A 21,518-nucleotide genomic window follows, 5' to 3' on the forward strand; every position below is an offset into this window, starting at 1 on the left:
AACCGCGCGACAACACACCGGGAGCGTTGACCACAGGCCGATCACGAAGGGCTTGCCCGCAGCTCATTTGCAGCCATACGATCGCCTGCAATCAGCGAATGTTCGGTTCCGCACGAGCGACGACCGCAGCGAAGGGCCGGATCGCTGCGTACGTCCGGCAACCCCCCGAGCGGGCCTACCTGGGAAGCGGTTCATGACACACGCGGATCTGGTGTTCGTCAACGGCACCGTACTGACCATGGACGACGACCTCCCGGTGGCGGGCGCGGTCGCCGTACGGGACGGTGTCATCGTCCACGCCGGCGCAGACGCCGGGGACTGGATCGGGCCGCGCACCGAGGTCGTCGACCTGGGCGGCCGGGTCCTGCTGCCCGGGATCAACGACTCGCACCTGCACGCGTGCGGCTTCGGGCTGAACCGGCCGCCCTTCTCCCTCGACGTGGCGCTCGGCTCGATCGCCGCCGTACGCGCCGCGGTAGCCGACGCCGTACGGGAGACTCCGCGCGGGGAGTGGATCCGCGGCACCGGATGGGACACCAGCACGCTGGCCGAATGCGTCGCGGACCCCCGGCGGCAGCCGACCGCGGCCGACCTGGACATGGTCGCGCCCGACCATCCGGTGCTGCTGCAGGACTTCTCCGGCCACGTGACGTGGGTGAACTCGCGGGCGATGGAGCTGGCCGGCATCTCCGGCGGACACGGCCACGGCGGGCTGCTGCACGACGGCGACCAGGCCGCCGTCCAGCGCGTGCTGCCCTCCCCGACGCCGCGCGAGCGCGCCCAGGTGCTGCGCGACGTGCTCGCCACGCTGAACCGGGAGGGCATCACCAGCTTCACCGAGCCCGGCCTCGGCCCCGGAGGGCAGCACTCGTTCTTCGGCGGGATGAGCGCGGGCGTGCTCGACACGTTCGCCGAGCTGGCCGTCGCGGGCGAGCTGACCGCGCGGGTGAGCGTGCTCGGGCTGCCCAGCCCGATGTCGGGCGCGTCGGTCGCCGAGACGGCCGCGTACCTGGCGTCCCCGCCCGACCTGACCGGCGTGGACCCCCGCCTGGTGCGGCTGCTCGGCGTGAAGGTGTTCGCCGACGGCATCCCGCCGTCCGGGACGGCCTGGATGCATGAGGAGTACCCCTCCGGCGGGCACGGCGCCCTGTGCGTCCACGGGCACACCGAGGCCGCGCGCGGCGAGGAGCTGGCCGATATCCTGCGGCTGGTCCACACGGCCGGGCTGCAGCTCGGGATCCACGTGATCGGCAGCAGGGGCATCGACGCGGTGGTGGACGCGCTCGCGACCGTCGCCCGCGAGCACCCCCGGCCGGACGCCCGGCACTACCTCATCCACGGGCAGTTCGCGTCCAAGCAGGCGCTCGCCAAGCTCGGCGAGCTGGGGTACGGCATCAACATGCAGCCCGCGATCCAAGGTCTGCTGTCGGACCAGATGCGCGAGATGTTCGGCGACGCGACGGCCGACAACGAGTGGCCGGCCCGCTCCGCCCTCGACCTCGGCGTGGCGACCGCGTGCAGCTCCGACGCGCCGGTCACCTTCCCCGACTGGCGCGCGGGCGTCGCCTCGCTGCTGTCCCGGGCGTCCGGGGCGAGCGGCCGGGTCAGCGGCGCGTGGGAGCGGATCGGCCTGGAGGAGGCGCTGCGCTGCTACACCGCCAACGGCGCCCGGCAGGACTTCGCGGAGAGCTGGAAGGGGTCGATCACCCCCGGCAAGGTCGCCGACCTGTGCGTGAGCGGCGCGCGGGCTCCCGAGGAGATCCCGTCCGCGCCCGTCAAGATGACGGTCTTCGACGGCGCCGTGGTCTTCGCGGCCGACTGATTCGGGGCCGCTTCGTCACTGAGAGCCGGCCCGAACGGGCCGGTTCTCAGCCCGTTCCGGAGCCGTTTCCGGCCGATCTCACATGGACGCCGGACGCCCGGCGAGCGCTTGTTCGGGACCGAATATTTCGACGAACGCGCCGAGCGGCCCTAACGTGGCTAATCATGACCGGACACCACACTCTGCGCCAGACCGAGGACGCCATCGGCGATCGGCTCGGTGGACTCAATGTCGATTTCGAGGCGATGTGGGCGGTGTCGAACATCTATCGGGCCTCGTCCGCGATCCGCAACCATCTGGAGCAGACCGTGCTCCGCGACACCGGGCTCACCTGGACCGGGTTCGTCGTCATGTGGGTGGTGTGGATCTGGGGCGAGAGCGAGACCCGGCACGTCGCGGCGGAGGCGGGCATCTCCAAGAGCACGCTCACCGGCGTGCTGAAGACCCTGGAGTCCTACCGGCACCTACGCCGCTTCCCCCACCCGACGGACCGGCGCCGCGTCATGCTGGAGCTGACCGCGTCCGGGGAGCGCCTGATGCGCTCGCTGTTCCCCGACTTCAACCGCCAGGAGGCCTTCGTGGTCAAGGAGCTGGACAGCGAGCAGCGCCGCGGGCTGGCCGACTCGCTCAGGAAGATCGTCCAGCATCTGGAGAGCACGGAGCGGTGACCTGCGGCGCCCCCGATGATCCCGAGATCACCGAGGGCGCCCCGAGCCCGCCGAACACAGCGAACGCCCTCAATCAATCACTACGGCCCCGAACCATCACGCTCGGGGCGCGGCGGTGTCTGGACTGAGGAACGAGTGGGCTGAGGTACGAAGCCCCGAGTGACGAGGGAAGACATCGCCTGTGGGCGCCCCGAACCCGCCGAATACAGCGAACGCCCTCAACCAATCACTACGGCCCCGAACCATCACGCGAGGGGCGCGGCGGTGTCTGGACTGAGGAACGAGTGGGCTGAGGTACGAAGCCCCGAGTGACGAGGGAAGACATCGCCTGTGGGCGCCCCGAGCCCGCCGAGCGAAGCGAGGCCAATAGGCACTGTCAGGGCCCTTCGGGGTCCACGGCGTCGCGGTCCACCCAGAACGGGTCGAGCAGGGAGCGCAGCCGCTCCGCTCCGACGCGTTCCACCAGCTCAAGAGCACCGACGTTGCCGACGAGCTGCTCCATGCGGCTCGCGCCGAACAGCACGGTGCTCACCGACGGATGGGTGAGCGTGAAGGCGACGCAGAGCTGGGCCGGGGTGGCGCCGAGGTCGGCCGCGACCTCGGCGATGCCCGCCGCGGCCTCGATGATCCACTCACGCACGCCGCCCGGGTCCCGCCCGATCTCCCGGGACGGCGCGGTCTTGCCCGCGAGGATGCCCCCCTCCATGACGTCCGACGCCTGCATGCTGACGCCTTCGGCGAAGACGGCGGCGAAGGGAGCGCCGTCCGGGATCGAGCGGCGGCACGGGCTGTACTTGAGCTGGGCCATCTGCGGCCCGGGCGACCCGGCGGCGAGCGCGTGCTCCCGGATCGTCCGGATCGCGGTGGCCGACCAGTTGTTCACGCCCCAGCAGCCGATGACGCCGTCGGCCTCCAGCTCGGCGAGGTCGGCGGCGAGTCGCCGCAGGTCGAGGTCGCCCCTGCGGATGTCGCCGAGCACGACGATGTCGGCCCGGTTGGTGCCGGCCCGGAAGAGGGCGTTGTCGAGCTGCGCGCGCAGCGACAGCTCGGGGTAGGGCTCCAGCCACAGCTTGGCGGACAGCAGGTACTCATCACGGGCGATGCCGGCGGCGCGGACGATCGCGGAGAACAACACGTCGGTGAAGACCGGCGGGTGCCCCGGGAATCCGTACACGCCGACGTCGAACAGGTTGATGCCGAGATCGACGGCGTGCCGGACCATGTCGACGGCGTCGCGGAAGTCCATCCGGTCGTAGGTGTGCCACGAGCCGAGGGACAGGACGGACGCCTCCGGCCCGTGCGTGCCGATGCGGCGACGCGGGACGACGGTGGTGGATGCGGTCATGGGTCTCCTTGGAAGCCGGTGGGAGGGACGTCAGGGAAGCCAGGGGTGGATCACGGGCTTGACCTGCTCGAGCCGGGACATCGACGCGAGCGCCTCGGAGGCCCCGGCCAGGCCGACCGGCTCGCTGAACAGCTCGTCCCAGGCGAACCGCGACTGGAAGACCCGGAGGAACTCGACGGCCCGGTAGTAGTCGCCGACGTCGCCGTTCAGCGAGCCGACCACGGCCATCTCCTTGCCCATGACGGTCCCCAGGGGGATGGGCTCGGGCACGGGGCCGGTGCTCCCGACGACGACGAACGTGCCGCCCTGGGCGGCCATCTCCACCGCTTCGGCGCCGACGCCGGGCGCGCCCGCGAGGTCGAGCACCAAATCGGCGCCGCGTCCGCCGGTGGCGTCCATGACGGCGGCGACCCGGCTCGCGGCGTCGCCGTCCAGGCCGATCGTGACGTCGGCGCCGAACCGGCGGGCCAGCTCCAGGCGGCTGTCGGGGGCGCCGACGGTGACGACCGTGCCCGCGCCGGACGTCCTGGCCACGGCGGTGGCGACGATGCCGAGCGCTCCGGCGCCCTGGACCACGACGCTCGCGCCGGGGCGCACTCCCCCGGCCCGGTCGAAGGCGCGCAGCACGGTCTTGACCGCGCATCCGGCGCCGGCCGCCCAGGTGTCGTCGACGTCGTCGGGCAGGACGACCTTCAGCGCGCCCGGCCCGACGTAGTTGTACTCGGCCAGGCCCGCGGTGGCGTACGGCCAGCGGTCCGAGCGCTGGCGGAAGCCGTATCCGCGGTCGGAGCAGGCGACCGGGCTGCGCAGCACGGTGCAGCCGTGGCAGTGGCCGCACACGGACTCCGACCAGCCGATCCGGTCGCCTTCCTTGATCTCGCGGCCGAGGGCGTCCACGGTGCCGGGGCCGACGGCCTCCACCGTGCCGACCATCTCGTGCCCGAGCACCATCGGGAGCATCCCGGGGAACGACATCGCGCCGCTCCACAGGTGGACGTCGGTGGCGCACAGCGTGGCGCAGCGGACCCGCACGATCGCCGCGCCCGGCGCGCACTCGCCGGGCAGCGGGATCTCCTCGATGGTCAGCGGCTCCCCGTGCGCGCGCAGGACCGCGGCGCGGGTCGAGGACGGAACTGGCATGTGATGATCTCCGATTTCGCTATCTACTGTGCGCGGTGTCCCAGATCTCGCCCCGGCTGCGCCACCACAGCAGCACCAGGATCACGAGGAAGGGGACGATGCCGCGGTACTGCTGGATCGCCTCCAGCGAGGCGGACAGGCCCTCGAGCAGGCCGAGGACGACGCCTCCGGCGAGCGTCAGCGGCAGGCTGCGGAAGGCGCCGAGCATGGCGACGGCCAGCGCGGTGTTGATGAGCTTGCCGAGGGTGGAGAAGTCGCCGCCGAGGCGCGGGGCGACCAGGACGATCACCAGCGTGCTGATCGCGCCGATGGCGGCCCAGACAGCGACGGCGAGCCGGGGCGCGGGGATGCCGACCACCTGGGCGGTGGACGGGCGCTCGGAGAGCGCCTGCAGCCGGAGCCCGACCCGCGTCCTGGAGAGCAGCAGGCCGACGCCGACGGTGATCAGGACCGCGAACGCGAGCGACACCAGCACCGACTGCGGCACGACGACGCTGCCGACGGTGAACGCGGGCGCGTCGAACGGCGCGGGGAAGCGGCGCGCGCCGGACGTCGTGTTGCCGAAGAGCCGCAGGCCGACGGCCATGAGCGCGACGTAGACGCCGACGGTCACCGCGGCCTTGGTGCGCTCGTCGTGCTCGCCGAACCACCGCACCAGGACGGCGCCGAGCAGCGCGGCGAGCACGGCGCCCGCGACCGCTCCCACGACGAGCGCGAGCCACGCGTTGAGGCCGGTGTCCGTGAGGGTCACCATCACGAAGGCCCCCATGGAGCCGACCGCCGCCATGGAGAAGTTGACCACCGCCACGAGGCGGTAGGTCAGCACGACGCACAGGCCGAGCAGCGCGTACACTCCGCCGCTGGTCAGCCCGGCGATCACAGAGTTCAACATCGGACACCTCCCGATGGGCTGGCGCGGGCGCGGCGCAGTGGCCGCGCCCGCGCGGTGGGCAGGGTCGTGCGGCTAGTTCTTGCCGGGGACGATGAAGCCCTCGGGCAGGACCTTCCACGCGCGGTTCTCGACCTTGACGAACCGGCTGCCCTCGATGGGGTTGTGGGCGTCGCCGGAGCCGAAGACCCAGGGGGTGCCGACCATCGGGTACGCGATCGGCTGCATCTCCTTGAACGCCTTGGTCACCGACTCGCGGGTGATGTCACCCTTGATCGTCTTGAGCACCTCGACGAAGACGTCGGCGGCCATCACCGCGCCCTGGCTGAACGCGGTCTTCTGGATCTTGTTCCCGCCGACGATCTTGGCCCACCGCTCGTTGCCGGGCAGCGTCTCGTCGGTGTACGGCTGCCACTCCGTGCCGGAGTACGCGTTCATGCCCTCGGGGATGACCTCGGCGTTGGCGTCGGTGTAGCTGTTGGCGCCCATGATGATGTCCACGTCCTGCATGCCCTGCGTCTTGGCCTGGGCGAACCACGGCCCGACCTGGGCGTTGTACAGGATGGCCTGGCAGCCCGCGGCCTTGGCCTTGACGAGGTACGGCGTCGGGTCGCCCTCGCCGACGGAGGTGTCCTTGACGGCGAGCTGCTTGCCGGTGAGGTCCGACCACTCCTTGATGGCGGTGTCGATGCCGCCGCCGCTGCCCGGCAGCACGGTGTAGAACATGCACACCTTGTCGTGCTTGAGCGTCTCGGAGGCGTAGTAGAGCATCGCCGTGAGCAGCTTGAACGGTCCCGGGTTCACCGGCGCGATGTTCGGGCTGGTGAAGCAGGCCGGGTCCACGCCGACGGCGGGGATGGAGACGATGCCGCTCTTGCTGTAGGTCGCCCGGTTGAGGCCGCAGTCCACGGCGCTGGACGAGCCGACCAGGGCCACGACGTCCTCGGAGTCGATCAGCTCCTTGGCGGCCTCGGTCGAGCGCTGCGGGTTCATCGCGTCGTCCTTGCTGATGAACTCGATCTTCCGGCCGTTGATGCCGCCGGCCGCGTTGACCTCGTCGAAGACCGCCTTGACGGCCTGCGGCACCTCGGGCGTCTGGAAGAGGCCGGTGACGCCGTTGATCGCGCCGACCTTGATCGGGCCGTCGGCGGAGCCGCCGCCGTCGCCGGAACAGGCCGTCGCGGCGAGGGCCAGGGCGGCCACCGCCGTGACGGCGGCGAACTGCGAACGCTTCATAGCACACTTCCTTCGGGGGTGAAAGGAGGGGGATGTCAGGAAAGGGGGACCTCGGCGGTGCCGAGGTAGGCCGCCATGACGGCGGGGTCCTCCAGCACCTCCTCGGTGGGGCCGGAGGCGATGACGTGGCCGAAGTCGAGGACGGTGACCTGCGCGCAGGCGGCCCGGACCAGCTCCATGTCGTGCTCGACCAGCAGGACCGACACGCCGAACCGCTCGGGCACCTGGGCGAGGGTCCGGCCGAGCCGCAGCGACTCCGCGGCCGACTGGCCCGCGGCGGGCTCGTCGAGCAGGGCGACCTTGGGCCGGGCGGCGACGGCGGCGGCAACGTCGAGGAGGCGGCGGGTGCCGACGTCCACGATCGAGACCGGCACGTCGCCGGGCGGGCAGCCGAAGAACTCCAGCAGTTCGTCGGCCTCCTTCTTCGGCAGCCGCCGTCCCGCCCCGATCGCGAGGTACTCGTACTGCGTGAGCTCGGGGGCGATCACCGTGGTCTGGAAGGTCCGGCGCAGGCCCCGCTGGGCGCGGGCGCTGGGGCTCAGGCCGTCGATGGACCGGCCGTCCAACTCGATCGCGCCCTCGTAGCCCGGGACGAAGCCGGTGACCGCGGCGATGAAGGTGGACTTGCCGGCGCCGTTGGGACCGATCAGGCCGACGACGGCGCCCTCGGGCACGGTCAGGTCGACCGCGTCCAGCGCCACCACCTCGCCATAGCGCACGCCCAGGCCGCGTACGGCGAGGGCGGCCGTGCCGGCGCGGCCCACGGGCGGCGGGACGGCGGCCGGGACCTCGACGGGGGCCGAGGCCGCGTCCTCCCGCCGGTCGCCCGCGTCGGCGCTCTCCAGGAACTTGCGCGCCTGCCGCTCGCGCTTGCGGGCGCGGGTGAAGTCGGTCTGGCTGACGCCGCTGCGCAGCGCGAAGATCGCGAAGACGCCGAACAGCATGCCGCCGAGGTCCTGGGGCAGCTTCAGCTTCTCCAGGATCGTCGCCATCACCGCGCCGAAGACGCCGCCCATGACCGCGCCCTCGGGGTTGTGCGGGCCGATCAGGATGGCGACCGCGAACAGTGCGAGCGACTGCATCATGGCGAAGTTTCCGGCGACGACGAGACCGAGCTGCCCCGCCATCAGCCCGCCGCCGACGCCCGCGATGAACGCGCTGATCGCGAACGCGGCGAGCTTGCTGCGCGCCACGGAGATGCCGTGGGAGGCGGCGGCCCGCTCGGAGTGGCGCAGCTCCAGCCAGGACATGCCGAGCCTGGTGCGGTTGAGCAGCGCCAGCCCGCCCGCGATCAGCAGGAAGACGACCACGGCGAGGATGAAGTAGCCGCCGTCGTCGTCGAACGGCTCGGGCCGTACCAGCGTCTTCAGCTCGGTGGTGCCGGGGAACTGGTTGGCGTTCAGCACGATGTCGGTGGACACGGCGAAGCCGAAGGTGACCACGGCCAGGTTCACGCCGCGGATGCGCAGGGCGGGCAGCCCGATCGCCACGCCGACGGGGACGGCGGCGAGGCCGCCGAGCAGCAGCCAGAGCAGGAAGCCGCCGGGCGCGTCGGACAGGTTGAGCCGCAGCACCACCCACGCGCCGATCGCGGCGAACGACATCTGGCACAGGGACATGACGCCGACCCGGCCGACGATCACGCCGTAGCTCTGCATGATGACCGCGCTGACGACCGCGCTGATCGCCAGATAGATCCAGTACGGCGAGAGCACGTTCGGCACGACGACGCAGGCGGCCACGGCGACGCCGAGCGCGGTGAGGGTGGCCCGTCTGTCGATGAAATTCATCGTGTCCCGCCTTCCGGCTCGGGGCCGTCCGAGGGGACGGCGGGCGTTCCGGCGGCCACAGGTTGAGCCACGGGTCGAGCGACAGGTGCGGCCGTATCGGCGGCCGTGGCGGGCGCCGCGCCGAAGTACAGCTCGTGCAGCCGCTGGTCGGCGCCGCGCAGTTCCTCGCAGGGGCCGGAGAAGATGACCCGCCCCTTGCGCAGCACGTACGCGTTGGTGCCGACCTCCAGGGCCAGGTGGGCGAACTGCTCGATGAGCAGGACCGCGATCCCCAGCCCGACCAGGTCGCCCACCGCCTTCATCAGGCGGCTCACGATGACCGGGGCCAGGCCCAGGGACATCTCGTCGATGAGCACGACCTTCGGGTCGGAGATCAGGGCCCGGCCGAGCACGACCATCTGCTGCTCGCCGCCGGACAGGTGCCCGGCCTGCAGGTTGCGGCGCTTCTCCAGCTCCGGGAAGAGCCGGTAGACCATGTCGAGGTCGCCCTTGCCCGCCTGGGAGACGAGGAGGTTCTGCTCCACGGTCAGCGTGCGGAACACGGTGCGGGACTGCTCGACGTAGCCGAGACCGGCCTGGGCGCGGCGGTAGGTCGGGAATCTCTCGATGGCGACGCCGTCGAGATGGATCGTTCCGGAGGTGTTCCTGACGAGCCCGGCGATGCCGTCCATCAGGGTCGTCTTGCCGGCGCCGTTCGCGCCGAGGATGAGGGTGACCGCGCCCGGGACGACGTCGAGCGAGACGTCGTGGACGATCGGCACCTCGCCGCGGCTGATGCTGACGTCCCGCAGGCGCAGGATCTCGCCGGACATCAGGAGTCTCCGTGCCAGGCGGCCCACGGCGCCGCCGCCGGTGCGCCGCCCCGTATGGCCTGACCCGGGTGCTCGAGACGTCTACGGTCGATGATCTCCCGCGCGTCGGGATGCAGCGGCATCGTTAACCTCCGGGTTGCCCGGGTGCCTGGACACGTCCAGACACTCGCAAATCGTATCCGATTCCATGTACGTTAAGCGGGTCCAAACGATGCTGTCTAGAGCGAAGAAGAAGATGATGCGCATCGAGCACGGAGACGACTCCGCCCCGGCCGACCTGGTCCTGACAGGAGGGCGGGTCCACACCCTCGACGCCCGCGACGGTCTCGCCGAGGCTATCGCGATCAGGAACGGACGAATCACCCGAGTAGGCGATAACGAGGACATCGCCCCGCTGATCGGCCGGGAGACCCGGGTCATCGGCCTCCGCGGGCGTTCGGTGCTCCCGGGCATCAACGACTCCCACCTGCACGGCGTCTGGCTCGGCACCATGTGGCCCCACCTGCTCATGGACCAGCTCACGGCCCCGCCCGCGGAAATGACCGCCGAGGCCGGGCACGGTCACGGACACGGCGGCCCCGGCCCCCGGCTGGAGAGGTCCGCCGACCGGCGGGCGGCCATCCTCCGCACCGGAGAGCTGCTCGCGTCGCTCGGAGTCACCAGCTACACCGAGCCGGGCCTCGGCCCCGGCGAGGACGGCGGGCCGACCGGCTGCTTCGGCTCGGAGGCGCTGCGCGACTACGCCGACCTGGCCGCCGAGGGCCGGCTCACCGCGCGCGTCACCGCGCTCATGCTGTTCGGCGAGCTCGACGGCGCCAGCTCGCTGGAGGGGTTCACCCGGGGCCTGCGCGAGTTCGCGCCGCCCGCCGACGTGCCCCGCTGGTTCCGCGTCGCCGGCGTGAAGATCTTCGCCGACGGCATCCCGCCCATGCGCAACGCCTGGACCGACGAGCCGTACGTGGACGGCACGTACGGCGGCCTGCTGGTCGAGGGTGCGACCGCCGAGCGGCGGGAGGCCGACCTGGTCGCGATGATCGAGGCGGCGCACGCCGCGGGCCACCAGATCGGCGTCCACGCGACCGGCAGCCGGACCACCAGGAGGGTCGCCGAGGCGTTCCGCGACGCCGGAGCGCGCGACGGGCGGGACGCCCGGCACTACATCATCCACGGCGACCTGCTCCACCCCGCGACGCTGGCGGAGATGGCGGCTGCCGGGATCGGGCTGAACACGCAGGCCGGCATCGCCGTGGCGACGGAGGAGATGGTGGCCGCCGCGCTCGGCCGCGACGCGCTGCGGCACGCCTGGCCCGTCCGCGACGCCCTCACCGCGGGCGTGCCGCTCTGCCTCAGCTCCGACGCCCCGGTGCTGTCGCCGGACTGGCGCAAGGGGGTGGCGGCCGCGGTGACCCGCGCCGGGCTGGACGGTACGGTGCGCGGCCCGGAGCAGCGGATCGCGCTGGCGCAGGCGCTGCGCGCCTACACGGCCACCCCCGCCTGGCAGGACCGCGCGGAGGCGTGGAAGGGCACGCTGGAGCCCGGCAAGGCGGCGGACCTGTGCGCCCTGGACGCCGACCTGTTCGACGTCGAGGCGGCCGCGCTCCCCGAGGTGCCGGTGGCGCTGACCGTGGTGGACGGCCGGATCGTCCACGAGCTCTGATCTCAGCGGGGGAGACGCCGCGGCGGCCGCGGGCGGGTCGCCCGCGGCCGCCGCACACGCGTCCAGGTCACTCCTCGCCGGGCGCGTCGGTCCCCCAGGACGCCTCCGGCCGCACCACGTCGCGGTCGAGCCACAGCTCGGCGACCTCCCGGCGCAGCTCGTCGCCGTGCCGTTCGAGGAGGACCAGCGCGCCGAGGTTGTCCTCGAGCTGGGAGAGCCGGCTCGCGCCGAACAGCACGTTCCCCGCCGACGGGTGGGTCAGGCAGAACGCGACGGCGAGCTGGGCCGGGGTGGCCTCGAACTTCCGGGCAACCCGCTCGACCAGCGGGTACGCCTCGCGGATCCGCTCCCGGATGCCGCCCGGGTCGGCCCCGATCTTGCGCTGCGGGTGCAGCTTGCCGACCAGGATGCCGCCCTCGAAGACGTCCGACGCCTGCAACCCGAGCCCGTCGGCGAACAGCTCCCCGTACGGCTCGCCCTCGGGGACGGAGCGCCGGGCCAGGCTGTACTTGAGCTGGGCGAAGCAGGGCGGGGTCATGCCCTCGGCGGCGGCGAACTCGCGGGCGATCCGCAGGTCCCTGGCCGACCAGTTGTTGACGCCCCAGGCGGTGAACCAGCCGGCGCGCACCAGCTCGGACACGTCGGTCACCACCTGGCGGACGTCCACGTCCCCGACGAAGTCGCCGGCGACGACGAAGTCGGCATGGTCGGTGCCGACCCGCTCCAGCGACACGTCGATCTGGTCGGCGAACGAACTGCCGGGGTAGTCCCACAGCCAGAGCTTGCCGCACAGGAGGTAGTCGTCGCGGGAGAGCCCGGCCTCCCGCACGACCTCGCCGAAGATCACGTCGGTGACCGCGTTCTCCGCGTGCGGCCCGAAGTTGTAGTGGGCGACGTCGAAGAGGTTGACGCCGTGCCCGACCGCCCGCCGGACCAGCTCGACCGCGTCGTCGGTCTCCATGCGGTCCCACGTGTTCCACGAGCCGAGGCCGAAGACCGGCACCTGCGGGCCCTGTGCGCCGAGCCGGCGCCGGGGCACCTGACCTGAGAACTCCATCGCGAACCTCCGAAGACGTTGGGCGACCCCTGGTCGCAAGCGGGTAGATCGTATAGTATCTCGCATACTGTTTTGGTATGTAAGGAGTGCATCCATGTCGTCTCACCCCGACGCCGAGGCCGCGAGCCCGGCGAGGATCGTGGACGTGGCCATCGGTTACATGGCCGCCAAGCAGCTCTTCGCCGCCTCCGAGGCCGGCCTGTTCGCGGCGCTCGCCGAGGGCCCGGCCGGAGCGGCCGAGATCGCGGCCCGCGCCGGCATCCCGGAGCGCACCGCCCGCATCCTCGCCGACGCCATGGCGGGCCTCGGCCTGCTCTCCCGCGCGGACGGCCTGTACGCGAACTCCCCCACGACCGCGCGCTACCTGTCGGGGGCCGGGGACGACGTCGACCTGCGGCCGTTCCTCACCTTCCTGGACACGATCAGCTACGGTCACTGGCTCGGCTTCGGCGAGACGACGCGTACGGCCAAGCCGGCCGACCTCGACCTCGGCGGCGACCGGATGACCACGTTCCTCTCCGGCGTGATGACCTACAACGCGCTGCACGCCCGGATGCTCGCCGAGAACTACGACTTCTCCCGGCACGAGCGGGTCCTCGACCTCGGCGGGCTCTCCGGTTCCTTCCTCGCCGAGGCCCTGCGCGGGGTCCCGGGGCTGCGCGGCACCTTCTTCTCCGGCGGCGGCCTCGTCGAGCACGCCCGTACGGTCCTCGCCGAGGCCGGCGTCGCCGACCGGGTCGAGATCGTCGACGGCGACCCGCTGGAGGGCGGCGTCCCCACCGGCTTCGACCTGGTGCTGCTCGAGCACGTCGCGCACCGCTTCGACGCCGAGCAGAACCTGCGCATCGCGAAGGCGGCGCGCGAGGCCGCCGCGCCGGGCGCGACCCTGCTGCTGCTCGACTTCTTCCTCGACTCCGACCCCGAGCAGCGCGCCATCGACGCCCTGCACGCGGGCGAGTACCTCGTGATCGATGGCACGATCGTCTACCCCGAGGACGAGGTGCGCGGCTGGCTGCGGGCCGCGGGGTGGGAGCCGGTCGAGACCCGCGCGCTGCCGGGCAGCCCGCGCGTCATCGTCGCGGAGGCACGATGAGCGGGCGGGTCGTCCTGGTCACGGGCGGCGCGAGCGGGATCGGCCGGGCCGTCGCCGAGGCGTTCGCCGCGGCCGGTGACCGGGTCGCCGTCGCGGACGTGGACGGCGCCGCCGCCGAGCGCGTCGCCGCCGGGCTGGGCGGCGAGGGAGCCGGCGTCGCGGTCACCATGGACGTGACCGACCAGGCGTCCGTCGCCGCCGGCGTGGCCGAGGTCGCCGACCGGCTCGGCCTGGTCGAGGTCCTGGTGAACAACGCGGGCATCGTCGCGGGCGGCGGCCTGCTCGTCGACCTGCCCATCGAGATCCTCGACAAGGTGGTGGCGGTCAACGTGCGCGGGACCTTCGCGGTCACGCAGGCGGTCGCCGCCCAGATGATCGGGGCCGGGCGGGGCGGCTGCGTCGTCAACATCAGCTCGATCGGCGCCCGCCAGCCGACCGCCGGGATGGGCCACTACGAGGCCACCAAGGCGGCGGTGGACGCGCTCACCCGCACCGCGGCGCTGGAGCTGGCCGAGCACGGCATCCGGGTGAACGGCGTGGCCCCCGGTCCCGTGCACACCCCGATGACCGCCGGTCTGATGGAGAATCCGCAGGCGCGGGGGGCGTGGGAGGCCCGTATCCCGCTCCGCAAGATCGCGCAGACCGGGGACATCACGCCCCTGGTGCTCTTCCTGGCCTCGCCGTCCGCCGGGCACGTCACCGGCGCGGTGGTCCAGGTCGACGGCGGCCAGCTCCTCGTCTGAGCCGCACCCCGGTGCCGCCGACGGCCTTCCCCCCTCCCGTCGGCGGCACCGGACCTACATGGGAAAGCCCGCCGGGATGTCTCCCGGCGGGCTCTCTCGTGTCGGCGGTGCGGAGCGTTCCGCGTCAGACGGCGCGGGGCGGGACGTTGGCGTTGTGCAGCGCCGCGGCCGTGGCGATCTTGTGGGCACAGGCGACCCGCTCGATCTCCTGCGCGTCGGCTCCCTGCTCGATGAGGTCGAGCATGTGCTCGTGCTCCTCCACCGAACGCCGCGCCCGCCCGGGCACGTACGTGAAGCTGGACCGCCGCATGTGGTCCAGCCGCGCCCACTCGGACTCCAGCAGGGCGTTGAGGTGCTCGTCCGGGCAGTGCTCGTAGATGGAGAAGTGGAACTCGCGGTTGAGCGCCGTGAACGACGCGGGGTCGAACGCCTCCAGCGCCTCCATCATCCGGCTGTTGATCTTGCGGGAGGCCTCGAGCTTCTCAGGCGTCATGTGCGGGGCGGAGATCGCGGTCGCGTACCCCTCGAGGCGGGCCAGTATCTGCAGGGAGTGCTCCACCTGCGTGGCGTCGAACACCGCGACCCTGGCCCCGATGTTGCGCACCACCTCGACCAGCCCGTCGGACTGCAGCCGACGCACCGCCTCGCGCAGCGGGATCGTGCTGACCCCCGTCTCCCGGGCGAGCTGATCCATCACCAGCCGGTACCCGGGGCCGTAGGTGCCGTCGAGAATGCGCGAACGCAGCAACTCGTAGCTGCGCTCCGCCTTCGACTCCTTGGCGGGCTTCTTCGCGGTACTCACCAACGCCCCCTCACACTTGACCGGACTGCCGTCCGCCACGCCCCGGCTGCGCCCGCCCGGCGGACGGCCGACCTCTCAATGATCACTGTTCGAGGGCGGTCAGGACAGTCCTTTGGAACAGCCCGCCGCCGAGAACCTCGAAGTGACCGCCGGGGACCGTTTCGAGCCGCGCCCCGTCGACGACTTCGACGATACGCTCGATGCCCTTCGTCATCACGTCGTCGGCTCCGACCACGAACAGCGGCGGCACCGTGCCGCTCCACTCCCCTCCCGCGAACGGCGTGGCCCGCAGGCCCTCGACGCAGGTGGCGAGCCCGGCGGCACGCTCACCCTGGGAGCGGACCATGCCCGCGATCATCGCCGTGAGCGGGTCGCCCGGCTCGGCGCCGTCGGCGACCGCGCGGTGCAGCGCCTCGATGTCCAGGGCCACGAACGGCTCGCCGGGGTTGAGCCCGCCGAGCACCGTCCTGCGCACCCGGCCCGGGGCCGCGGCGGGCAGCTCCCAGGCGATCCTGGCCCCCAGCGAGTAGCCGACCACGTCGAACTCGCCTCCGGCGGCGCCCGCGTCGCCGAGGGCGGCGTCCAGCGCGGCCACCAGGCTCTTGGCGATCTCCGGCGCCCCGGCCTCGGCCGCCGTGCGCGGAGCGGGGCTCGCGCCGTGACCGGGCAGGTCGGGAACGACGACCGTGCGCCCCGCGGCCTTCAGCGCGCCGGCCACGCCGGTGGCGACCCAGTCGGACTCGCCGTCGGAGCCGAAGCTGTGCACGAGGAGCACGGGCGGCGCGCCCGAGGGACGGTCCGGGACGAAGGTGCGGACGGCCAGGCCGGTCGGGTCCTGCATGTGTGTCACAACTCCCCTATTTCACATACGATTTCAGATCCTAATGCACGGCGCCGGACACCTCGACCGGGAAGTCCACGACCACCTGGCCGGTGCCACTGCTGCCGAAGTACGGGCAGAGCTGCTCGCCTTTCCCCTGATAGGAGTCCCACCCCAGCAGGCCGAACAGCATGGCGGTGTCCGCCATCGCGCCCTCGCCCGTACACCGCCGGTTGTAGTCGGGAAGCATCTCCACGAACTCGGAGATCCGCCCCTCGCACCACATGTCCAGCACCTTCAGGTCCACCTGTCGGTTGATCTCGCTGCTCACGTCGTTCAGCAGCGACTCGGCGATCTCGTTGGGCGGGAAGGCGTGGGACAGCGAGCCGCTGGCGAGGAAGGCCACCTTGCGGTCGCTGCGCCGTACGGCGCGCAGCAGGGCCTCCCCGATCCGCCGGTTCTCCTCGATCGAGGAGTAGATGTTGCACCCGATCGGCAGCACCCGGATCGAGGAGTCGCCGTTCATGAAGTACATCGGGACGAGCGTGGCGTACTCCAGGCCCAGGTCCTTGTACGTGTGCACCATCGCCTTCTGGCCGCCGGCCGCGATCTCCTCGCGGATCAGCTCGGCCAGCTCGGGGTCGCCCGCGTAGTCGTAGGCCAGGTCGTGGATGAAGTGCGGCAGCTCGTGGCTGGCGTACGACGCCCGGTGCCGCTCCTTGCCGTTCAGGTGGAAGCCGATGCTGTTCATCCAGTGCGTGTCGGCGACCAGGAAGGTGTCCGCTCCGCGCTCGCGGGCGCGTTGCCCGATTTCGGTCAGCGCCACCTCGGCCGGGCGGCGGATGCCGTAGTGCTTGCCCGGCTGGATGGACAGCCAGATCGACGGCACGTGCGTGATCTTGGCCGCCAGGACGACCTCTCCCATTACGCCCTCCCCTGTCTCACCCCGGGCGCCGCTGCGGCCCGGTCCCGGGCGACCTGAGTGTGGTCGCCCAATTCGGACAGACAAGAATCATGTAGGAACTCAAATATCTTTGTCTATAGCCGTCCTTAATCCGATCGAGTATCATCAACGATGTCGTATACGATTAGGAGAGGGTATGGAACACCCGCTCGGCCTCTCGCCGGGGAAGATCGTCGCGGTCCATCTCAACTACCGCAGCCGCGCGGCCGAGCGCGGGCGCGTCCCGGCGGTGCCGTCGTACTTCCTCAAACCGTCGTCGTCCCTGTCCTGGTCGGGCCGTCCCGTCGTCCGGCCCGCCGGGTGCGAGCTGCTCGCCTTCGAGGGAGAGATCGCGATCGTCATCGGCGAGCGCGCGCACCGCGTCCCGCCCGAGACGGCGCTCGACCACGTCGCGGGCTACACGGCGGCCAACGACTTCGGCGTCTACGACTTCAAGCACGCCGACCTCGGCTCCAACCTGCGGGCCAAGGGCCAGGACGGTTTCACGCCCGTCGGCCCGTCGATCCTGCGGGACGCCGACCCGGCGAAGCTGTGGCTGCGCACGTACGTCAACGGGGAGCTCGCCCAGGAGGCGTGCACCGACGAGCTGCTGTTCGGCTTCGACCTGCTCATCGCCGACCTGTCCCGCGTCATGACGCTGGAGCCCGGCGACCTCGTCCTCGCCGGGACCCCGGCCGGGTCCACCGTCGTCCAGCCGGGCGACGTGGTCGAGGTCGAGCTGGAGGGGGCCGGGCGGCTGCGCAACGAGGTCGTGGCCGACACGCGGGAGCTCGCCGCGTGGGGCGTCCAGCCCAAGGTCACCGACGAGGCCCGGGCGGCGGCCTACGGCTCGGCCCGTCCCGCGGAGCGCGAGACGGTCACTCTGACCGGGAAGGCGGCGTCGCCGCAGGGGGCGTCCCCCATCGCCCCGGACACCGACGCGGCCCTCCGGTCGGTCTCCACCGCCACTCTGTCGTCCCAGCTCCGCAAGCGCGGCATCGACCACCACTTCATCGAGGGCGTACGGCCGGCCCGGCCGGACCTGCGCATGGTGGGGGTGGCGCGGACCCTGCGCTACCTCCCGCTGCGCGAGGACGTCTTCGCCGAGATCGGCGGCGGGATGAACGCCCAGAAGCGCACGGTCGAGGAGATCCGGCCGGGCGAGGTCCTCGTCATCGAGGCGCGCGGCGAGCACGGCGCCGGGACCCTGGGCGACATCCTCGCGCTGCGCGCCCTGCGCAGGGGCGCGGCCGGAGTGGTCACCGACGGCGGCCTGCGCGACAGCCCCTCGTTCGCCTCCCTCGACCTGCCGTCGTACTACGGCGTGCCGCACGCGGCGGTCCTCGGGCGGCGGCACGTCCCGATGGACTCGCAGGTGCCCGTCTCCTGCGGCGGCGTGCTGGTCATGCCCGGCGACGTGCTGGTCGGCGACGCGGAGGGCGTGGTCGTCATCCCGCCGGCCCTGGTCGACGAGATCGCCAGGGACGCCGCCCGGCAGGAGGACGAGGAGCGCTTCATCTACGAGCGGGTCGCCGAAGGCGAGTCGGTGGACGGCCTCTACCCCATGAACGCCCGGTGGCGGGAGACCTACGAGCAGACCAGGCGCGAGAAGTGACTCGCGACCGGCAGAGCAAGGAGTTGAACACGTGAAGTTCCGTTCGGATCCCGCGACCATACGCGGCTCCATCGCCCCCGTGGTGACGCCGTTCACCGCCGAGGGCGCGCTCGACCTCCACTCGCTGCGGGCGCTCGTGCGCTGGCAGCTCGCCCAGGGCTCGCACGGCATCTCCACCGGCGGCTCCACCGGCGAGCCGGGCGCGCAGAGCGTCGAGGAGCGCGTCGCCGCGATGACCGTCGTCGCCGAGGAGACCGCCGACCGGGTGCCGTTCCTGCCCGGCACCGGCTCGGCCAAGCTGGACGAGACGCTCCGGCTGACCGCCGAGGCCGAGCGGCTCGGCGCCGACGCCGCGCTCGTCATCACGCCCTACTACGCCCGGCCGACGCAGGAGGCGCTGTTCCGCTGGTACTCGACGGTCGCCGCCGAGTTCCCGTCGCTGCCGATCGTCATCTACAACGTGCCCTCGCGGACCGCGGTGGACATCGCGCCCGAGACCGTCGCCCGGCTTCGGCGGGCCCACGACAACATCGTGGGCATCAAGGAGACCACCAAGGACTTCGAACACTTCTCCCAGGTGCTGCACCGCTGCGGCCGCGACTTCCTGATGTGGTCGGGCATCGAGCTGCTGTGCCTGCCGCTGCTCGCCATCGGCGGCGTCGGCTTCGTCAGCGCGGTGGCCAACCTCGCGCCGGCGGCCGTCGCCCGCATGTACACCGCGTACACCCAGGGCGACCACCGGACCGCGCTCGACCTGCACTACGCCCTGCACCCGCTGGTCGAGCTGCTCTTCGTGGAGACGAACCCGGCCCCGGCCAAGTGGGTGCTGGAGCAGCGCGGGCTGCTCGCCTCCGGGCACGTCCGCCCGCCGCTGGTCAGCCCCACCGAGGCGGGGATCGCGCGCATCAACGAACTGCTGGCCCAGAGCGAGGGAGTCGCCTGATGAAGCTGGAGCACTACATCGGCGGGGCGCACGTCCCCAGCGTCTCGGGCGCGACCTTCGCCACGCTCGAACCCGCGACCAACACCGAGTACGCCACGGTCGCGGCGGGCGACGCGCAGGACGTCGAGGCGGCCGTCGCCGCCGCTCGCACGGCGTTCACCGAGGGGCCGTGGCCGCGGATGCCGGCCGCCGAGCGGGCCGCGGTGCTGCGCCGGATCGGGGCCGCGATCGAGTCGCGCGACGACCGGATCGCGGCGATCGAGTGCCGCGACACCGGCCTGCCGATCACCCAGGCCCGTGGCCAGGCCCACCGGGCGGCGCAGAACTTCCGGTTCTTCGCCGACGTGATCACCACACTTGGCGAGGATGTCTACCGGGTGGCCTCCGCGCAGCTCAACTATGTCGTGCGCAAGCCCGTCGGCGTGGCCGGACTGATCACGCCGTGGAACACGCCGTTCATGCTGGAGACGTGGAAGCTGGCGCCGGCGCTCGCCGCCGGATGCCCGGTCGTCCTGAAGCCCGCGGAGTGGTCTCCTTTGTCGGCCGGCCTGCTGCCGGAGATCATGGAAGAGGCGGGGCTGCCCACCGGCGTGTTCAACATCGTGCACGGCATCGGCGAGGAGGCCGGGGCGGCGCTGGTCGCGCACCCCGACGTGCCGGTGATCTCCTTCACCGGTGAGACCGGCACCGGACAGATCATCATGCGTTCGGCCGCGGCCCACCTGAAGACCCTGTCCATGGAGCTCGGCGGCAAGTCCCCCTTGGTGGTCTTCGACGACGCCGACCTGGAGCGGGCGCTGGACGCCGCCGTCTTCGGCGTCTTCTCGCTGAACGGCGAGCGCTGCACGGCCAGCTCGCGGGTCCTGGTCCAGGACACGATCTACGACACGTTCGTGGCGCGGCTTGCCGAGCGGGCCGCGCGGGTCAGGGTCGGCTCCCCCGACGACCCGGCGACCGAGCTGGGCGCGCTCATCCACCCCGAGCACTACGCGCGGGTCATGGACTACGTGCGCGTCGGCATGGAGGAGGGGGCCCGCCTGGTCGCGGGCGGCGAGCCCCCCACCGGCCTGCCCGGGGGCAACTTCCTGTCGGCCACCGTCTTCGCGGACGTCACGCCGGAGATGCGGATCTTCCAGGAGGAGATCTTCGGCCCGGTCGTGTGCGTCACGCCGTTCTCGACCGAGGAGGAGGCGGTCCGGCTGGCCAACGCCACCCGGTACGGCCTCGCGGCCTACCTCTGGACGAACGACCTGCGCCGCACCCACCGGATGACGCAGGTGATCGAGGCGGGCATGCTGTGGGTCAACTCGCAGAACGTCCGTGACCTGCGCACGCCGTTCGGCGGCGTCAAGGCCAGCGGCCTGGGACGCGAGGGCGGCCACCACAGCATCGACGTCTACACCGAGTCGCACATCGTCCACGTGGCGACGGAGGACCTGCCCATCCCCCGCTTCGGCGTGGCCTGATCCCCCTGCAGCGGTGCCGTACGGCCCGGGCCCCCACGGCCCGGGCCGACGCGCTTCCGATAAGACCACTTCTGGTTAGGTTGCGGCAATCTTGGCGTCGTTTGCGGCGTAGATCCTTCTTCCGCAGTGAAGACGACCAAGGATGTGCGAATGCCGCGTTTTGTCTCCCTGACCGCCGCTCTGCTGGCCGCCCTGGCGCTGCCCGCCCTCCCGGCTCACGCCGGTGCGACCGACGGCACGCTCACCGTGCGTACGCCGAGCGTGAAGGCCGGCGAGCAGGTGGAGTTCTCCTATTCCACGCCGCGCCCGGACGCCAAGAACTGGATCGGCCTCTACAACGACCCCGGCAACGGGCCGGTGGACCAGAAGTACGTGGGCCCCTCGCTGAAGTGGGTCTACATCCCCTCCAGCTCAGGCACGGCCACGCTGCCCACCGACGGGCTCGAACCGGGCAACTACGTCGCCTACGCCCTGGCGAAGGACGGCTACGAGTGGCTCGCGCCGCCCGCCAAGCTGAAGATCGTGAGCAGCGAGCCGTTGCACTTCGTCACCGGCGACTTCACCCTGCGCAACGCCCGCGCGAAGTCCCCGTACGCGGCCACGGTCAAGGGCACGGTCCGCGGCGAGGCGACCTTCCGGAAGGTGGACGGCCCGGAGTGGGTGCGGATCGGCGAGGG

At 72.0% G+C, this 21,518-nt stretch carries 18 protein-coding genes and 1 pseudogene; 9 read left to right on the forward strand and 10 right to left on the reverse strand.

All coding sequences use genetic code 11. The annotated features are described in order from the left end of the window. Nucleotides 1-193 precede the first annotated feature (193 nt). Entirely contained in the window at nucleotides 194-1,822 is a 1,629-nt protein-coding gene (locus AWQ68_RS37945) for an amidohydrolase (RefSeq protein WP_066950839.1), read from the forward strand. Nucleotides 1,823-1,986: 164 nt separating this feature from the next. Continuing rightward, the gene (locus AWQ68_RS37950; RefSeq protein ID WP_066950840.1) at nucleotides 1,987-2,490 is read left to right on the forward strand and encodes a MarR family winged helix-turn-helix transcriptional regulator; all 504 of its coding nucleotides are present in this window, start codon (nucleotides 1,987-1,989) and stop codon (nucleotides 2,488-2,490) included. Between the two features lie 376 nt (nucleotides 2,491-2,866). Here the strand turns inward: AWQ68_RS37950 and AWQ68_RS37955 are convergent, their stop codons facing one another. From AWQ68_RS37955 to AWQ68_RS37980, 6 genes are all read right to left on the reverse strand, one after another. After that, nucleotides 2,867-3,835, reverse strand: coding sequence for an aldo/keto reductase (locus AWQ68_RS37955; RefSeq protein WP_066950843.1), 969 nt, complete (start codon nucleotides 3,833-3,835; stop codon nucleotides 2,867-2,869). 30 nt (nucleotides 3,836-3,865) lie between these two features. Next, the gene (locus tag AWQ68_RS37960; protein WP_066950845.1) at nucleotides 3,866-4,975 is read right to left on the reverse strand and encodes a zinc-binding dehydrogenase; all 1,110 of its coding nucleotides are present in this window, start codon (nucleotides 4,973-4,975) and stop codon (nucleotides 3,866-3,868) included. 19 nt (nucleotides 4,976-4,994) lie between these two features. Next, nucleotides 4,995-5,867, reverse strand: coding sequence for a branched-chain amino acid ABC transporter permease (locus AWQ68_RS37965; RefSeq protein ID WP_066950848.1), 873 nt, complete (start codon nucleotides 5,865-5,867; stop codon nucleotides 4,995-4,997). Nucleotides 5,868-5,939: 72 nt separating this feature from the next. Next, nucleotides 5,940-7,100, reverse strand: a complete 1,161-nt coding sequence (locus AWQ68_RS37970; RefSeq protein WP_066950851.1) for an ABC transporter substrate-binding protein — start codon at nucleotides 7,098-7,100, stop codon at nucleotides 5,940-5,942. Between the two features lie 35 nt (nucleotides 7,101-7,135). Then, entirely contained in the window at nucleotides 7,136-8,890 is a 1,755-nt protein-coding gene (locus tag AWQ68_RS37975) for a branched-chain amino acid ABC transporter ATP-binding protein/permease (RefSeq protein WP_066950854.1), read from the reverse strand. Then, entirely contained in the window at nucleotides 8,887-9,702 is an 816-nt protein-coding gene (locus AWQ68_RS37980) for an ABC transporter ATP-binding protein (RefSeq protein WP_084464860.1), read from the reverse strand. The genes AWQ68_RS37975 and AWQ68_RS37980 overlap by 4 nt, the downstream gene beginning before the upstream one ends. Nucleotides 9,703-9,913: 211 nt before the next feature. Between AWQ68_RS37980 and AWQ68_RS37985 the strand changes: the two genes are divergently transcribed. Further along, nucleotides 9,914-11,359, forward strand: coding sequence for an amidohydrolase (locus AWQ68_RS37985; protein ID WP_245656518.1), 1,446 nt, complete (start codon nucleotides 9,914-9,916; stop codon nucleotides 11,357-11,359). 67 nt (nucleotides 11,360-11,426) lie between these two features. On the opposite strand, the gene AWQ68_RS37990 is transcribed toward AWQ68_RS37985, so the two are convergent. Further along, nucleotides 11,427-12,416, reverse strand: a complete 990-nt coding sequence (locus tag AWQ68_RS37990; protein WP_066950859.1) for an aldo/keto reductase — start codon at nucleotides 12,414-12,416, stop codon at nucleotides 11,427-11,429. 94 nt (nucleotides 12,417-12,510) lie between these two features. On the opposite strand from AWQ68_RS37990, the gene AWQ68_RS37995 reads away from it, so the two are divergent. Both AWQ68_RS37995 and AWQ68_RS38000 read left to right on the forward strand, forming a co-directional pair. Then, nucleotides 12,511-13,509 (forward strand): methyltransferase, encoded by a 999-nt coding sequence (locus AWQ68_RS37995; RefSeq protein WP_066950861.1) that lies wholly within the window; start codon nucleotides 12,511-12,513, stop codon nucleotides 13,507-13,509. Then, complete coding sequence (locus AWQ68_RS38000; protein WP_066950864.1) at nucleotides 13,506-14,252, forward strand: SDR family NAD(P)-dependent oxidoreductase; 747 nt, start codon at nucleotides 13,506-13,508, stop codon at nucleotides 14,250-14,252. Before AWQ68_RS37995 ends, AWQ68_RS38000 begins: the two co-directional genes overlap by 4 nt. A gap of 124 nt (nucleotides 14,253-14,376) precedes the next feature. Here the strand turns inward: AWQ68_RS38000 and AWQ68_RS38005 are convergent, their stop codons facing one another. The 3 genes from AWQ68_RS38005 to hpaD all read right to left on the reverse strand — a co-directional run bounded on the left by AWQ68_RS38005 (nucleotide 14,377) and on the right by hpaD (nucleotide 16,799). Continuing rightward, nucleotides 14,377-15,054, reverse strand: a complete 678-nt coding sequence (locus AWQ68_RS38005; RefSeq protein WP_066950867.1) for a GntR family transcriptional regulator — start codon at nucleotides 15,052-15,054, stop codon at nucleotides 14,377-14,379. A gap of 82 nt (nucleotides 15,055-15,136) precedes the next feature. After that, on the reverse strand, nucleotides 15,137-15,895 hold the full coding sequence (locus AWQ68_RS38010; RefSeq protein ID WP_066950870.1) for an alpha/beta fold hydrolase: 759 nt from the start codon (nucleotides 15,893-15,895) through the stop codon (nucleotides 15,137-15,139). Nucleotides 15,896-15,935: 40 nt separating this feature from the next. Further along, nucleotides 15,936-16,799, reverse strand: a complete 864-nt coding sequence (gene hpaD, locus AWQ68_RS38015; protein ID WP_066950873.1) for a 3,4-dihydroxyphenylacetate 2,3-dioxygenase — start codon at nucleotides 16,797-16,799, stop codon at nucleotides 15,936-15,938. 175 nt (nucleotides 16,800-16,974) lie between these two features. Between hpaD and AWQ68_RS38020 the strand changes: the two genes are divergently transcribed. From AWQ68_RS38020 to AWQ68_RS38035, 4 genes and pseudogenes are all read left to right on the forward strand, one after another. Next, nucleotides 16,975-18,432: a fumarylacetoacetate hydrolase family protein gene (locus tag AWQ68_RS38020; protein ID WP_066950876.1), complete on the forward strand. Its 1,458-nt coding sequence runs from the start codon at nucleotides 16,975-16,977 to the stop codon at nucleotides 18,430-18,432. A 31-nt stretch (nucleotides 18,433-18,463) separates the two neighbouring features. Further along, the gene (gene dapA / locus AWQ68_RS38025) at nucleotides 18,464-19,375 is read left to right on the forward strand and encodes a 4-hydroxy-tetrahydrodipicolinate synthase (RefSeq protein ID WP_066950879.1); all 912 of its coding nucleotides are present in this window, start codon (nucleotides 18,464-18,466) and stop codon (nucleotides 19,373-19,375) included. Beyond that, nucleotides 19,375-20,841 carry a 5-carboxymethyl-2-hydroxymuconate semialdehyde dehydrogenase gene (gene hpaE / locus AWQ68_RS38030; protein WP_066950882.1) on the forward strand — a complete coding sequence of 489 codons (1,467 nt, stop codon included), beginning with the start codon at nucleotides 19,375-19,377 and terminating at the stop codon, nucleotides 20,839-20,841. The genes dapA and hpaE overlap by 1 nt, the downstream gene beginning before the upstream one ends. Nucleotides 20,842-20,991: 150 nt before the next feature. After that, nucleotides 20,992-21,518 (forward strand): annotated as a pseudogene (locus AWQ68_RS38035) (endonuclease/exonuclease/phosphatase family protein); the annotation flags it as partial.

The sequence above is a fragment of the Microtetraspora fusca genome, assembly GCF_001570365.1.
Lineage (GTDB): Bacteria > Actinomycetota > Actinomycetes > Streptosporangiales > Streptosporangiaceae > Microtetraspora > Microtetraspora fusca.

Coding starts and splice junctions, on each gene's coding strand:
- hpaE (WP_066950882.1), top strand. CDS start 19,375: ATGAAGCTGGAGCACTACATCGGCGGGGCGCACGTCCCCAGCGTCTCG.
- AWQ68_RS37960 (WP_066950845.1), bottom strand. CDS start 4,975: ATGCCAGTTCCGTCCTCGACCCGCGCCGCGGTCCTGCGCGCGCACGGG.
- AWQ68_RS38000 (WP_066950864.1), top strand. CDS start 13,506: ATGAGCGGGCGGGTCGTCCTGGTCACGGGCGGCGCGAGCGGGATCGGC.
- AWQ68_RS37950 (WP_066950840.1), top strand. CDS start 1,987: ATGACCGGACACCACACTCTGCGCCAGACCGAGGACGCCATCGGCGAT.
- hpaD (WP_066950873.1), bottom strand. CDS start 16,799: ATGGGAGAGGTCGTCCTGGCGGCCAAGATCACGCACGTGCCGTCGATC.
- AWQ68_RS37995 (WP_066950861.1), top strand. CDS start 12,511: ATGTCGTCTCACCCCGACGCCGAGGCCGCGAGCCCGGCGAGGATCGTG.
- AWQ68_RS37970 (WP_066950851.1), bottom strand. CDS start 7,100: ATGAAGCGTTCGCAGTTCGCCGCCGTCACGGCGGTGGCCGCCCTGGCC.
- AWQ68_RS37945 (WP_066950839.1), top strand. CDS start 194: ATGACACACGCGGATCTGGTGTTCGTCAACGGCACCGTACTGACCATG.
- AWQ68_RS38020 (WP_066950876.1), top strand. CDS start 16,975: ATGGAACACCCGCTCGGCCTCTCGCCGGGGAAGATCGTCGCGGTCCAT.
- AWQ68_RS38010 (WP_066950870.1), bottom strand. CDS start 15,895: ATGCAGGACCCGACCGGCCTGGCCGTCCGCACCTTCGTCCCGGACCGT.
- AWQ68_RS37975 (WP_066950854.1), bottom strand. CDS start 8,890: ATGAATTTCATCGACAGACGGGCCACCCTCACCGCGCTCGGCGTCGCC.
- AWQ68_RS37955 (WP_066950843.1), bottom strand. CDS start 3,835: ATGACCGCATCCACCACCGTCGTCCCGCGTCGCCGCATCGGCACGCAC.
- AWQ68_RS37990 (WP_066950859.1), bottom strand. CDS start 12,416: ATGGAGTTCTCAGGTCAGGTGCCCCGGCGCCGGCTCGGCGCACAGGGC.
- AWQ68_RS37980 (WP_084464860.1), bottom strand. CDS start 9,702: ATGTCCGGCGAGATCCTGCGCCTGCGGGACGTCAGCATCAGCCGCGGC.
- AWQ68_RS37965 (WP_066950848.1), bottom strand. CDS start 5,867: ATGTTGAACTCTGTGATCGCCGGGCTGACCAGCGGCGGAGTGTACGCG.
- AWQ68_RS37985 (WP_245656518.1), top strand. CDS start 9,914: ATGCTGTCTAGAGCGAAGAAGAAGATGATGCGCATCGAGCACGGAGAC.